General features: G+C 53.4%; 13 protein-coding genes. 4 read left to right on the top strand and 9 right to left on the bottom strand.

Annotation, left to right across the window (positions count from 1 at the left end; translation table 11 throughout):
• Positions 1 to 87: 87 nt before the first annotated feature.
• Genes AL515_RS04360 through arcA form a run of 4 tightly spaced genes read right to left on the bottom strand, consistent with a single transcriptional unit; the run spans position 88 to position 4,770 of the window.
• A complete protein-coding gene (locus tag AL515_RS04360; RefSeq protein WP_048212835.1) occupies positions 88 to 1,491 on the bottom strand; it encodes a YfcC family protein in 1,404 nt (467 codons plus the stop codon).
• Between the two features lie 55 nt (positions 1,492 to 1,546).
• On the bottom strand, positions 1,547 to 2,551 hold the full coding sequence (gene argF, locus AL515_RS04365; RefSeq protein WP_048212834.1) for an ornithine carbamoyltransferase: 1,005 nt from the start codon (positions 2,549 to 2,551) through the stop codon (positions 1,547 to 1,549).
• Between the two features lie 56 nt (positions 2,552 to 2,607).
• Positions 2,608 to 3,540 (bottom strand): carbamate kinase, encoded by a 933-nt coding sequence (gene arcC / locus AL515_RS04370; RefSeq protein WP_061067132.1) that lies wholly within the window; start codon positions 3,538 to 3,540, stop codon positions 2,608 to 2,610.
• 9 nt (positions 3,541 to 3,549) lie between these two features.
• Positions 3,550 to 4,770, bottom strand: a complete 1,221-nt coding sequence (arcA, locus tag AL515_RS04375) for an arginine deiminase (RefSeq protein ID WP_048212832.1) — start codon at positions 4,768 to 4,770, stop codon at positions 3,550 to 3,552.
• A 673-nt stretch (positions 4,771 to 5,443) separates the two neighbouring features.
• On the opposite strand from arcA, the gene AL515_RS04385 reads away from it, so the two are divergent.
• Positions 5,444 to 5,896 carry a YhcH/YjgK/YiaL family protein gene (locus tag AL515_RS04385; protein WP_008786059.1) on the top strand — a complete coding sequence of 151 codons (453 nt, stop codon included), beginning with the start codon at positions 5,444 to 5,446 and terminating at the stop codon, positions 5,894 to 5,896.
• A 48-nt stretch (positions 5,897 to 5,944) separates the two neighbouring features.
• On the opposite strand, the gene argF (AL515_RS04390) is transcribed toward AL515_RS04385, so the two are convergent.
• Positions 5,945 to 6,949, bottom strand: coding sequence for an ornithine carbamoyltransferase (gene argF, locus AL515_RS04390; protein WP_061067133.1), 1,005 nt, complete (start codon positions 6,947 to 6,949; stop codon positions 5,945 to 5,947).
• On the bottom strand, positions 6,919 to 7,014 hold the full coding sequence (gene argL / locus AL515_RS24070) for a putative translational regulatory protein ArgL (protein WP_371414776.1): 96 nt from the start codon (positions 7,012 to 7,014) through the stop codon (positions 6,919 to 6,921). Before argL ends, argF (AL515_RS04390) begins: the two co-directional genes overlap by 31 nt.
• Before the next feature lie 98 nt (positions 7,015 to 7,112).
• On the opposite strand from argL, the gene rraB reads away from it, so the two are divergent.
• The 3 genes from rraB (at position 7,113) to AL515_RS04405 (ending at position 9,343) form a co-directional block, all read left to right on the top strand.
• Positions 7,113 to 7,538, top strand: a complete 426-nt coding sequence (gene rraB / locus AL515_RS04395; RefSeq protein WP_003025845.1) for a ribonuclease E inhibitor RraB — start codon at positions 7,113 to 7,115, stop codon at positions 7,536 to 7,538.
• A gap of 51 nt (positions 7,539 to 7,589) precedes the next feature.
• Positions 7,590 to 8,348, top strand: a complete 759-nt coding sequence (gene miaE / locus AL515_RS04400) for a tRNA isopentenyl-2-thiomethyl-A-37 hydroxylase MiaE (protein WP_061067134.1) — start codon at positions 7,590 to 7,592, stop codon at positions 8,346 to 8,348.
• A 164-nt stretch (positions 8,349 to 8,512) separates the two neighbouring features.
• Positions 8,513 to 9,343, top strand: a complete 831-nt coding sequence (locus AL515_RS04405; RefSeq protein WP_003839625.1) for a hypothetical protein — start codon at positions 8,513 to 8,515, stop codon at positions 9,341 to 9,343.
• A 26-nt stretch (positions 9,344 to 9,369) separates the two neighbouring features.
• On the opposite strand, the gene AL515_RS04410 is transcribed toward AL515_RS04405, so the two are convergent.
• The 3 genes from AL515_RS04410 to holC all read right to left on the bottom strand — a co-directional run bounded on the left by AL515_RS04410 (position 9,370) and on the right by holC (position 13,387).
• Positions 9,370 to 9,873, bottom strand: a complete 504-nt coding sequence (locus AL515_RS04410) for a GNAT family N-acetyltransferase (protein ID WP_061067135.1) — start codon at positions 9,871 to 9,873, stop codon at positions 9,370 to 9,372.
• A 215-nt stretch (positions 9,874 to 10,088) separates the two neighbouring features.
• Complete coding sequence (locus AL515_RS04415; RefSeq protein WP_061067136.1) at positions 10,089 to 12,944, bottom strand: valine--tRNA ligase; 2,856 nt, start codon at positions 12,942 to 12,944, stop codon at positions 10,089 to 10,091.
• Positions 12,944 to 13,387, bottom strand: coding sequence for a DNA polymerase III subunit chi (holC, locus tag AL515_RS04420; protein WP_048212826.1), 444 nt, complete (start codon positions 13,385 to 13,387; stop codon positions 12,944 to 12,946). The genes AL515_RS04415 and holC overlap by 1 nt, the downstream gene beginning before the upstream one ends.
• Between the last annotated feature and the right edge of the window lie 22 nt (positions 13,388 to 13,409).

Raw genomic sequence — 13,409 nt, forward strand, 5'->3', positions numbered from 1 at the left:
CTATATCAATAACGGCTCAAACGGGCGGTTGTGCAGAAAAACGAGAGCACGCTCAAAAAAGCCGTCGGGAGCCGACGGCCAAAACGGCTACAGCATTGCGCCGATACTCAGGACGACCATGTTCAGCACCGTCAGAATCAGCAGCAGCGGGGCGACCCATTTCAGGTAGCGCACATAAGGAACGCGAGCGATAGCCAACCCGCCCATCACGACGGCTGAAGTGGGGGTGATCAGATTCACAATGCCAGAAGCGGATTGGTACGCAGTAACGACCAGATCCCTTTGCACATGGGCGAAGTCGGCCAGCGGGGCCATAATGGGCATCGTGAGCACCGCCAGACCAGACGAGGAAGGGACCAGGAAGGAGAGCAATACTTCCAGCCAGTAGGTCACATTGATGAAAATGGTGGTGGAAAGACCGGAGACTAAATTTTCGGCGCTGTGCAGAATGGTGTGGGTAATCATACCGTTATCCATCACCACGACGATACCGCGCGCAATGCCGATAATCAGCGCCACGCCGAGCAGATCCCGCGCACCGTCAATGAAGGTACTGGTGAAGGCTTCTTCGCTCATGCGGGCAATCACGCCGACGATAATCGCAGAAGCCAGAAAGACTGCGGATATTTCTGCCATCCACCATCCGAGTACCGCGACGCCATAAATCATTACCGCAAAGGCGGCGGCGAATATCAGCAGGATCCACTTACGCGTAGCTGTGAATTCAAGGTTAGCGTTGCCGCGATTGCCGAGGAAATGCGCGCGGTTTTCCTCCATTTTATCCGCCACAATCGACAACTCCGGGTGATTGCGGACTTTGCGCGCATAACGCATGACCCACACTACGCAGATAACATAGCCGACGACCAGCAGCAGAATGCGCATCAGCATTCCCTGAGTGAAGGGGATCCCGGCGGCGTTAGCCGCGATAACCGTCGCGAAAGGGTTGATTGTCGAACCGAGCGTGCCGATGCCTGCGCCGAGTAGCACGGTCGCCGCCGCAACCAGTGGATCAAAGCGCGCGGCCATCATGACCGGAACTAATAAGGTGTAGAAAGGGAGTGATTCTTCCGCCATGCCGTAAATCGTGCCTCCGGCGGCGAAAAGCCCCATCAGAATGGGGATCATCCACTCTTCTTTGCCGTTCAGCCTGACCGTCACGCGTTCGATGCCTGCGTCGATGGCGCCCGTTTTGTTTACCACGCCGAGAAACCCACCGATGATCAGGACAAACAGCGCGACATCAATTGCGCCTGCGGTGTAGGTTTCGTGGTTATAAAGCCCGTCAATCGGTGCCAGCAGGACAGCGGTTATGCCTTGTGGATGCGCCTCGGTCGGGGCATAAGTACCGGCAACCGGCACTTCTTTGCCGAGGGTAGCATTCATCGCCATCTGGTATTTCCCTGCCGGGACAATCCAGGTCATAACGGCGACGAGTGCAATGAGAATAAACAGGATGGTATACGCGCTGGGAAATTTGAATTTGCCCATGATGTTCTCCGGATAGCTTGGGCATATGCCGCCAGGCGACACATGCCCGCAGGGGTTAGTCGCCGAGTGTCGCTACCATGACCGCTTTGATGGTATGCATCCGGTTTTCCGCTTCGTCGAAGACGATGGAATGCGCTGACTCGAATACCTCTTCCGTGACTTCAAGTCCTTTCAGACCGTAAGCCGCTTCGATTTCACGGCCCACTTTGGTGTGCTCATTATGAAAGGCGGGCAGGCAGTGCATGAATTTCACATTGGGATTGCCGGTCGCATTGATGACCTGCTGATTAATCTGGTAGGGCGTCATCAGGCTGACGCGTTCTGCCCACGCTTCTTTAGGTTCGCCCATCGAAACCCAGACATCGGTATAGAGGAAATCTACGTCGTATACCCCTTCCGCAACATCGTCCGTGAGCGTAATGCGTGCGCCCGTTACGCTGGCGATTTCGCGGCATTCGGCAACCAGCGCCTCGTCCGGCCAGAAGGACTTTGGCGCGACCAGACGAATATCCATCCCCATTTTCGCCGCGCCGACCATCAGCGAATTACCCATGTTGTTGCGGGCGTCACCGAGGTAAGCGAAGCTCAGTTCGGGTAAGGTTTTACCCGGGGCGTGCTCCAGCATGGTCATCAGATCGGCAAGGATCTGCGTAGGGTGGAATTCATTCGTTAGCCCGTTCCAGACCGGCACACCGGCGAATTGTCCCAGTTCTTCCACGATCTCCTGGCCGTAGCCGCGGTATTCGATGCCGTCATACATGCGACCCAACACGCGGGCGGTATCTTTCATCGACTCTTTATGGCCGATCTGCGATCCGCTTGGGCCGAGATAGGTCACCTGTGCGCCCTGATCGAAAGCGCCGACTTCAAAGGCGCAGCGGGTGCGAGTGGAGGTTTTTTCGAAGATCAGCGCGATATTTTTACCGACCAGCGTTTGCCTTTCGCGCCCGGCTTTTTTTGCCGTTTTTAACTCGATAGCCAGATCGATCAGGTACTGGATTTCTGCAGGGGTGTAGTCCAGCAGTTTGAGAAAATTGCGATTTTTCAGGTTAACAGTCATGAAAATGTCCTTATGTAGGCCGGATAAGGCGCAGCCGCCATCCGGCAAAAAAAGCCCTAAGCGTGAGCGTCGGTGGTTTCGAGACGAATGAGCGTGCCTTTGTCGCCGGCGAGAATGGCCGGACCGTCGGCCAGTGAACCGATGCCAGCAATCCCCCGACAGTGAGAGACGAATTCCGCGCAGGCGGTGACTTTGGGGCCCATTGAACCGGCGTCGAATTGCATTTCACCGAGCAGTTCCGGGGTGACCTGGGCCAGCGGGCGCTGGGTAGGTTTGCCCCAGTCGAGGTACACGGCGTCAGCATCGGTGAGGATCAACAACGCATTGGCATGGAGTTGGCGGGCGAGCAGGGCGGCGGAGAGATCCTTGTCGATCACTGCTTCAATGCCGTGGAAGCCATCGGCTTTTTCCACCACCGGTACGCCGCCACCGCCGTTGCAAATCACCAGATGATCGCGGGCGATCAATGTGCGAATAGCATCACTTTCAACGATACGTTTGGGTTGTGGAGAGGGCACAACGCGACGGAACGCTTTACCATCGGCTTTGAAAATCCAGCCCTTTTCCGCGTGTAGCGTTTTAGCCTGATCGTTGTCGTAAATCGGTCCGATATATTTGGTCGGATTACTGAAGGCTGGATCGTGGGCATCGACTTCAACCTGAGTCAGCAGGACGCTAATTTCACGTTGCGGCAGCTGGTTTTTCAGGGCTTGTTGCAGCATATAGCCAATCATTCCCTGACTTTCCGCACCGAGAATGTCGAGCGGATAAGGGGTGACGCGGTCATAAGCGCTGTTCTGTAACGCCAAAAGTCCAACCTGTGGGCCATTGCCATGCACCAGAATCACGCGCCATTGCTGCGTAAGCTGAGCGATAGTTTTTGCCGCCAGCTCAATATTCTTGCGTTGGATGTCAGCTTCCAGCGGTTCACCGCGTTTGAGCAGCGCATTGCCGCCCAACGCCACAACCAGAGTAGGTTTGTTTTCCATAACGTCTCCTTAAATACCGTCGCGTTCCAGTGGGCAGCTCATGCAGCGCGCGCCGCCGCGTCCGCGTCCCAGTTCGTCGCCAGGAATGGGTAAAACGGTGATACCGGCTTTGTCGTATTTTTCGTTGGTCCAGATGTTGCGCTCGTAACCCACCACCACGCCGGGGCGCAGCGTCAGAACGTTGTTGGCGTCGTTCCACTGTTCGCGTTCAGCTTCGAAGGCGTCGCCACCGGTGGTGATCAGCGTGATTTGGTCGAGGCCCAGCGCTTTTTCGAGGGCGTGTACCAGCGTGCTTTCCTGGGTGCGTTTCAGGCCGCCGCGCCCGTCTGGCGTCAGGGTCCAGCACTGGACATCCGGGCGTACCACTTCCGGGTAGACGGAGAAGGTATCGATATCGATGTGGGTCATGACGGTATCGAGGTGCATACAGGAGCGATGTTTCGGCAGTTCAACCGCGATGACGCGTTCAGCCTGGCGATGCTTAAACAGCGACTGGGCAAGGAACTCAATGCCCTGCGGCGTGGTGCGTTCCGACATACCGATGAGTACCGCGCCGCGACCAATCACCAGCACATCGCCACCTTCTAATGTGGCGTGGTCGTAATTAATATTTTCATCGCCGAAATATTTAATAAATTCACCATCGGCAAATTGTGGATGCCAACGGTAAATTGCTCGCAGGTTATTGGTTTCCCGCTGGCGTGCGGTTTTTGCCATCGGGTTAATGGATACACCGTTATATATCCAACAGGAGGTATCGCGAGTAAATAGGTGGTTGGGTAATGGCTTCATAATAAAGTCATTAATATCGTGAGTATCGACCACCATATTTTTGATGGAGGCAGGAATTTCCCCGTAGGTTAGCCCGCCGCTTAAATGCCGGGCGAGTTCCCGGTGCTGCATATCTGCAAGCCATGCGCGAATATCGGTAGCGAAAGCGGGGCCAAGGCGATAATCAGAGATTTGTGTCTCCAGCAGCCAACCTTTGGCATCCGGGACATCTAAGGTTTGTGTCAATAAATCAGTGAGTAACAGAACCTCAATCCCTTGCTGACGTAACGTGTTGGCGAAAATGTCATGTTCTTCTCCTGCACGTTCTACCGAAAGAACATCATCAAAAAGCAGTTCCTGACAATTTGATGGCGTCAGCCTTTTTAAGCTGAGGTTAGGGCGATGTAGCATTACGCTACGTAATTGACCGATTTCAGACCCGACATAATGCTTTTCCATCATTATTCCTTTAATACGATTTTAAAAAATAAAGAGGAGGTGCCTGCAAATAATATTTATTGCAGTCATGATTTTTCAGCTGATTTCAGAATCTATATTTAGATCTTATTTGATGAGGAAATGTGATTTATTTCACAGTCAGGTCGATGGTTGGCTTTTGTTGTTTAATTTATGAGATGGCTCTGAGAATTAACAAAATAAAAATGCGAATAATTGAATTACTACGCGGGAATATGTCTTGTTATTTATCGGTGTTAATTTTATGTACATGTTTAAAAGTGCTGCAATATAAGTAATGTATTGATTTGTTTGTGCTTTTTTATGTGTAATGAATTATTATGCGAATTTATGATTTTATTATTTGCACTGTAATGCTTATTTCAAAATAAATATGATGATGAAGAAGGATAGTGAAGGAGATGTGAACTGTGATCGATGGCTGGTTTTTCTAACAAAGTTTTTAAGAACAGTGGGTTACTGATTGGATTGAAAAAGGGTGGCCGAAATTTATGCAGAGTTTATGCATAACCTGTTGCTGAGAGTTAGCAATTATTTAACATCATCAGCGATAAACATGCGTTGACGCAAAATATCAGCAAATAGCAGTGGTATGGCAGGCGGTTTTTTCGTATAACAACAAAAATGAAACGTTGTTTTAATTAAGGGGTTTGAGATGATTGTTGGCAATATTCACAACCTGGATGCCTGGCTGCCGGAAGAGCTGCGTCAGGCAATTGAACACATTAAAGCGCATGTGACGGATGCGACGGAAAAAGGTAAGCACGACATTGACGGCGATCGCCTGTTTTATCTGATTGCCGAAGATATGACGGAGCCGTTTGCACAGCGCCGCGCCGAGTATCACGCCCGCTATCTGGATATTCAGATCCTGCTCAAAGGCCAGGAAGGAATGACCTTCAGCACGCAGCCTGCGGGCGCGCCGGAAACTGACTGGCTGGCGGATAAAGATATCGCCTTCCTGCCGGAAGGGGTACAGGAGAAAACGGTGGTGCTGAACGAAGGTGATTTCGTGGTGTTCTATCCGGGTGAAGTGCATAAACCGCTGTGCGCGGTCGGCGCTCCGGCACTGGTACGCAAAGCTGTGGTGAAAATGCGGGTAGCATAAGCGTGATTGCCGGGTGCGGCTGCGCCTTACCCGGCCTACGAAACATCATTATTTGGCAAGCGTTGCGACCATCACCGCTTTGATGGTGTGCATCCGGTTTTCCGCCTGATCAAATACGATACTGGCGGGTGATTCAAAGACCTCATCAGTCACTTCCATACCGCCGTGCAGACCATATTCCTGTGCCATTTGTTTTCCAAGCGTGGTTTGATCGTCATGAAACGCGGGCAGACAGTGCAGGAATTTCACCTGTGGATTGCCGGTCAACGCCATCATCGTGCTATTAACCTGGTACTTACGCAGCAGCGCAATACGTTCGGCCCACTTCTCTTTTGCTTCGCCCATTGATACCCAGACGTCGGTATAGATAAAGTCCGCACCTTTCACGCCCGCGGCGACATCTTCGGTCAGCGTAATATTGCCGCCCTTTTTCAGCGCCAGCGCTTTGCACTCCGCCACCAGGCTCTCTTCAGGCCAGCATGCCTGCGGCGCAACCAGGCGCAGATCCAGCCCGGTTAACGCAGCGGCTTCCAGCATGGAATTGCCCATATTGTTGCGGGCATCACCGGTGTAGACCAGCGTCATCTCATTAAACGCTTTACCCGGCAGGTGTTCCTGCATAGTTAACAGATCCGCCAGCAGCTGGGTGGGATGAAACTCGTTGGTTAATCCGTTCCACACTGGAACTCCGGCATATTCCGCCAGCGTCTCGACAATCTCCTGGCCGTGGCCCCGATACTGAATACCGTCGTACATGCGGCCGAGCACGCGGGCGGTGTCTTTGATCGACTCTTTATGGCCAATCTGGCTGCCGCTTGGCCCGAGATACGTCACGCGCGCGCCCTGATCGTATGCGGCAACTTCGAAAGAGCAACGGGTGCGGGTTGAGTCTTTTTCGAAGATGAGCGCGATGTTTTTACCGGTGAGTTTAGCGACCTCAGTACCGTTGTTCTTATCCGCCTTAAGCTGCGCGGCGAGCTGGAGCAGTGACGTGAGTTCAGCAGAGGTGAAATCAAGCAGTTTCAAAAAGTGCTTCTGATAAAACGCAGACATGGTTCCCTCACATGGCTTAGGCCATTTATTGAATTAAAATTCAATTTATATGGATGTTTATTCATTTGCAACCTTGTTTAACAAATCTTTCCTGGAAAGGTGGAGGCAATGACAGCGGTATGTGACAATAAGAGTATCGGCAGGACATTATGAGGAACGAGCCATGGCAAACCCGGAACTACTGGAAGAACAGCGTGAAGAAACGCGCTTGATTATTGAAGAGTTACTCGAAGATGGCAGCGATCCAGACGCGCTGTACACCATTGAGCATCACCTTTCCGCGGATGACTTCGAAACCCTGGAAAAAGCGGCAGTAGAAGCCTTCAAGCTGGGTTATGAAGTGACCGAGCCGGAAGAGCTGGAAGTGGAAGAAGGCGACACGGTTATTTGCTGTGACATCCTGAGCGAATGTGCACTGAATGCGGAGTTGATCGATGCTCAGGTTGAGCAGCTGATGAACCTGGCTGAAAAATATGATGTGGAATACGACGGTTGGGGCACCTATTTTGAAGACCCGAACGGCGAAGAAGGTGAAGACGGCGACGATGAAGATCTCGTCGACGAAGATGATGACGGCGTGCGTCACTAAGTCATCTACTGACCTGCGGTAGCCCAGGCTGCCGCAGGCCAAGGACAATGTATGGATTACCTGCAAATACTCTCCCCGATCCACAATTTCCTGCACTGTAAAACGCCCCAGGCCTGGCTTGATAAAGCGCGAGACCCGGCTAATCTGCCTCTGTTATTGACCGACCACCTCGTCTGTGAGCTGAAAGCAGCGCAAACGGCGATGCTGCTGGTGCGTAAGTATGTCGCAGATAAACAGGGATCTCAGGCGCTGCTGGACTGGCTGAAACCCTATGAAGCGTTTGCTTTCAGAGAAGGGGATGAGCCGGATTTTATCGCGCTGAATAAACAGATAAGCAAAAGCGTGATGCCGCAAACCGACGACCCGTGGGGACGCAAGCTTATCGACAGCATGGTTTTGCTGATCAAGGAAGAACTGCATCATTTCTGGCAGGTGCGTGAGGCGATGATGAGTCGCAACATTCCCTATATTAAGATTACCGCCAGCCGTTACGCCAAAGGCATGCTCAAAGAGGTGCGCACCCACGAGCCGCTGACGTTAATCGATAAACTGATTTGCGGGGCTTACATTGAGGCGCGTTCCTGTGAACGGTTCGCCGCGCTCGCACCGTATCTGGATGACGATTTGCAGGCGTTTTATCTGTCGCTACTACGATCAGAAGCACGCCATTATCAGGATTACCTGGCGCTGGCGCAGCAGGTTTCAACCGATGATATCAGTAGCCGGGTACGTTTTTTTGGCGAAGTAGAAGCCGCGTTGATTACTTCTCCCGACGATGAATTCCGCTTCCACAGCGGTGTGCCAGCTTAGTTCCTTTCTTTGACGCGCGGTGCCCATCGCCGCGCGGTTTAATCCTTCCTGTTTCTATTAGCAAAATCTGGTGGCTGGAAATAGCTCGCTGCTGCCGTAATAATCAAAACATCAAAGGGGAAATATATCCCTGTAACAGAGACGATTTGGCATAAGGATGGTTAATGAACTGGGCACACGTTTTGTTGGCAGGTTATATCGGGGCGGTGATTGCTATCGTCGTCGGCATGTTTCGCAAAAAAGGCTGGCTGGGCAAGGTCTCCGGCGCGGTGGTCTTTGTGGTGGCGATTATCGCGTGGAATTTGTTTGATGTGCACTACCTGATCCCACGCGAAAGCCCGGATTATGGTCTGACGGATGCGCAGAAATTTGAAAACGCGATGCTGTCCATGCCCGTTTATCAGGTGCTTAAGGAGCAGGAGCCAGCGCTGTGGCAGAACATCCTCACCCAGGCAACGCAGCTGAAAGAGGCGGGGAAAAGCGAACAGCAGATTATCGACGCTATTCAGCCGCAGATCCTACAGGTACAGATGGCGCGTTTGCAGCAGGCGCCTGATGCCAACGTGATCGAGTATATGAAGATTAATCTCGAGCAGATTGCCGCGGTGGCAAAAGTGGGCAATGACGAATGTTTTCGCTTTTTATTCCCGGCAGTGAAAGGCGGGATTAACCCGGTGCGTATTATTCCGCGCGAGCTCATGAACCGTCGTATGGCCAGCGACATGAGTATGATGCACGCGGCCTATGGCCCGAACAAACATACGGTTACGGCGGAAGAAAAACAGTTGGCACTTCAGGATCTGCAATCCATCAGTCCGGGGCTGGTACAGCGCTTTGGACCGGATATCCAAATCATGGCCGATCCGAGTAAAGGCGTGGGCAAAGAGAAAGTCGCCTGTGAAATGGTGCAAGATTTATGGTCACAGGTGCTGAAGCTGCCAACCGCTCGCGCGGCTGGCGTTATTCGACTGATGCTCTCAGCCGAGATGCAGTAACGCGGTTAAAGCCTCTCGGCGTAAGGTCAGAGGGGCTTTAACATTCGCACTTCACAATCTACGTGCCCGGTACAGCCCAGCGCTTCGCTGATATGCTCAAAGCCTAAATGCTCATACAGGCGAATTGCCTCAGTCAGAAAAGCCGTGGTCTCAAGATAGCACTGCTTAAAACCCTGCTCGCGGGCATGTTCAAGTGCCATCAGCGCCAGCTTTTTCGCCAGCCCCTGACCGCGCGCGCTTGAGAGGAAGTACATCTTTTGCAGTTCGCAAATGTCCGGTTCGCTACACCCTAATGGTGCAACGCCGCCGCCGCCCACGACTTCACCGTTTAGCTCAACCACCCAATAAGCCGCGCCCGGCTGGCTGTACACCTGGAACAGCTCATCCAGATTGGGGTCGGCAACCGTGTAGCCTTTATCGGCGGTCAGGCCGTGTTCGGCGGAGACCTGGCGGATAACGTTGGCAATCGCGGCGTTATCATCGGCAGAAATTCGACGCAGCGTCGCCGCGACGGAGGTTATGGCACTCATAGCGAACTCATGACAAAAAAGTGGGACATATGCAGTTAATACCACTGCGATGAGGGGAAGCGCAAGCGAGGATAATTCAAGAAAAAGCCTCTGAGCGAGAACGCCAGAGGCTTTATCGGGTTCACGAGCTGTCGGTTGCTTATCCGACCTACGTTGACGGTGCCCGTAGGCCGGAAAAGCGCAAGCGCCATCCGGCAAACGTATGGGCACGATTTTTACAGCGCGGCGATAACTGCCTGCTGCTCAATCAGCTTCGCTTTGGCTTCCGCGTAACCGTCCAGCTTCTCACGCTCTTTGGCGATCACCGCTTCCGGTGCGCGGGCAACGAAGCCTTCGTTGGAGAGTTTGCCTTCGATACGGGCAATCTCACCTTCGATTTTCGCCACTTCTTTCGCCAGACGCGCCAGTTCATCTTCTTTGTTGATGAGACCAGCCATCGGGATCAGCAGCTCGGCGCCGTCGATGATTTTGGTCACCGAAACCGGACCTTTATCATCGGCAGGCAGCACGGTGATGCTTTCCAGACGCGCCAGGTTCAGCAGGAAGCTCTTGTTGTCGTTTACACGACGCATTGCATCCGCGCTGCAACCACGCAGTAACAGCTCCAGCGGTTTGCCTGGGGCAATGTTCATTTCCGCGCGGATGTTACGTACGGCAACGATCGCCTGCTTCAGCCATTCGGTATCAGCCAGTGCCGCTTCATCAACCTGAGCCGCGTTATATTCCGGGAACGGCTGCAGCATGATGGTATCTGCGGTGTTGCCACAAATCACTTTCACGCGCTGCCAGATGGTTTCGGTGATGAACGGAATGATCGGGTGCGCCAGGCGCAGCAGGCCTTCCAGCACGGTCACCAGCGTATTACGGGTGCCGCGCAGTTCAGCATCAGTTCCTCCGGTCATGACCGGCTTGGTCAGTTCCAGATACCAGTCGCAGAACTGGTTCCAGGTGAACTCGTACAGAATGCCCGCGGCGATATCGAAGCGGAAGTTATCCAGCGCTTCGCGGTACGCTTTGATGGTCTGGTTGAATTCAGCGAGGATCCAGCGGTCGGCCAGAGACAGGGTCATTTCGCCGCCGTTGAAGCCGCAATCCTGATCTTCGGTGTTCATCAGCACGAAGCGGCTGGCGTTCCACAGCTTGTTACAGAAGTTACGGTAACCTTCCAGACGCTTCATATCCCAGTTGATGTCGCGGCCGGTAGAGGCCAGCGCCGCCAGGGTGAAACGCAGGGCGTCGGTGCCGTGCGGCTCGATGCCGTTCGGGAACTGCTTCCCGGTACGTTTGGCAATCTTCTCAGCCAACTGCGGCTGCATCATGTTGCCGGTACGTTTTTCCAGCAGCTCCGGCAGCGAGATACCGTCGACCATATCCAGCGGGTCAATCACGTTGCCCTTGGATTTGGACATCTTCTGGCCTTCGTCGTCACGGATCAGACCGGTCATGTAGACGGTATGGAACGGAACCTGCGGCTTGCCGTTTTCATCTTTGATGAAGTGCATGGTCATCATGATCATGCGGGCAATCCAGAAGAAGATGATGTCGAAGCCGGAAACCATCACGCTGGTTGGGTGGAACTGACGCAGCGCATCGGTGTTTTCCGGCCAGCCGAGGGTAGAGAAGGTCCACAGCGCGGAGGAGAACCAGGTATCCAGAACGTCTTCGTCCTGACGAAGCTGAACGTCGGCACCGAGGTTGTTTTCCTGACGCACTTCGTCTTCGGTACGGCCAACGTAGACGTTGCCGTCGTTGTCATACCATGCCGGGATACGGTGACCCCACCACAGCTGACGGGAGATACACCAGTCCTGAATATCGCGCATCCAGGAGAAGTACATGTTTTCGTACTGCTTCGGTACGAACTGGATGTCGCCGTTCTCAACCGCTTCAACCGCCGGTTTTGCCAGCACGTCGGCACGGACGTACCACTGGTCGGTCAGCATCGGTTCGATAACCACGCCGCCACGGTCGCCGTAAGGAACGGTCAGATCGTGAGGTTTGATCTCTTCCAGCAGGCCCATCGCATCGATGGCAGCGACGATCGCTTTACGCGCGGCAAAGCGTTCCAGCTTCTGGAATTCAGCCGGGATAGCGTTGGAGTAAACGTCAGACTCTTCACCTTTGGTGTCATACACTTCCGCGGTTTCGCGGATGTCGCCATCAAAGGTCAGAATGTTAATCATTGGCAGGGCGTGACGACGGCCGACTTCGTAGTCGTTAAAGTCGTGTGCCGGGGTGATCTTCACGCAGCCGGTGCCTTTTTCCATATCGGCGTGTTCGTCGCCCACGATAGGAATACGGCGGTCAACCAGCGGCAGCATGACGAATTTGCCGATCAGATCTTTATAACGCGGATCTTCCGGGTTCACGGCCACGCCGGTGTCGCCCAGAATGGTTTCCGGACGGGTGGTCGCCACGACCAGGTAATCTTTACCGTCTGCGGTTTTCGCGCCGTCGGCCAGCGGATAGCGGATGTGCCACATGGAGCCTTTAGACTCGCGGTTTTCCACTTCCAGGTCAGAAATAGCGGTGCGCAGTTTCGGGTCCCAGTTGACCAGACGCTTGCCACGGTAAATCAGGTCTTCTTTGTACAGGCGAACGAAGACTTCTTTCACGGCATTGGAAAGGCCTTCGTCCATGGTGAAGCGCTCGCGCTCCCAGTCAACGGAGTTGCCGAGACGGCGCATCTGACGGGTAATGGTGCCGCCGGATTCCGCTTTCCACTGCCAAATTTTGTCGATAAACGCTTCGCGACCGTAGTCGTGACGGGTTTTACCTTCTTCAGCGGCAATCTTACGTTCAACCACCATCTGGGTTGCGATACCCGCGTGGTCGGTACCGGCCTGCCACAGGGTGTTTTTGCCCTGCATGCGCTGGTAGCGAATCATGGTATCCATGATGGTTTGCTGGAAAGCATGACCCATATGCAAACTGCCGGTGACGTTCGGCGGCGGGATCATGATGCAGAAGGACTCTTTGCTTTCATCGCCGTTAGGTTTGAAATAGCCCTGCTTTTCCCAGTGCTCGTAAAGCGGCTGTTCGATATCTTGTGGGTTGTATGTCTTTTCCATTATTTCCAGGTTGCCGTATTCAGGTTAAAACCAGCCACGCGGTAAGCTTTGTAGCGATCGCGTGCCGATTGTTTCAAAGAATCTTCGTAAGGAACGAAGTCTATCACTTCTGTGAAAGCGGTGGCAAAATCTGCAAAGCCAACGCGTAAACTGATAAGCAGGTCGCGCGGGCTGCTGTTGCGTTTTTCCGGCCAGGCAATCTCTACCGGGGCGCCGCCTCTGGGGCCTTCACCCGCCAGATTATGTGGAACAAAGCTTTCTGCCGGTCTTGCCCACAGGGCTTCATCCAGTCGCAGAGCCTGCTTTTCGTTTTCACAGGCGATCAGCACACGCTTGCCAGCCCGCCAACGTTCTGCGGCAATTTCACACACCAGTTGTTCAACGGCGCTGAGGCCGTCGATGGTGTTGTCATTGTCCAGAATATAGAACGTTGCATTTCTCATATATTGGGCTTCTTTTGGTGGA

The organism is Citrobacter sp. FDAARGOS_156, from assembly GCF_001559235.2.
Classification (GTDB): Bacteria; Pseudomonadota; Gammaproteobacteria; order Enterobacterales; family Enterobacteriaceae; genus Citrobacter; species Citrobacter youngae.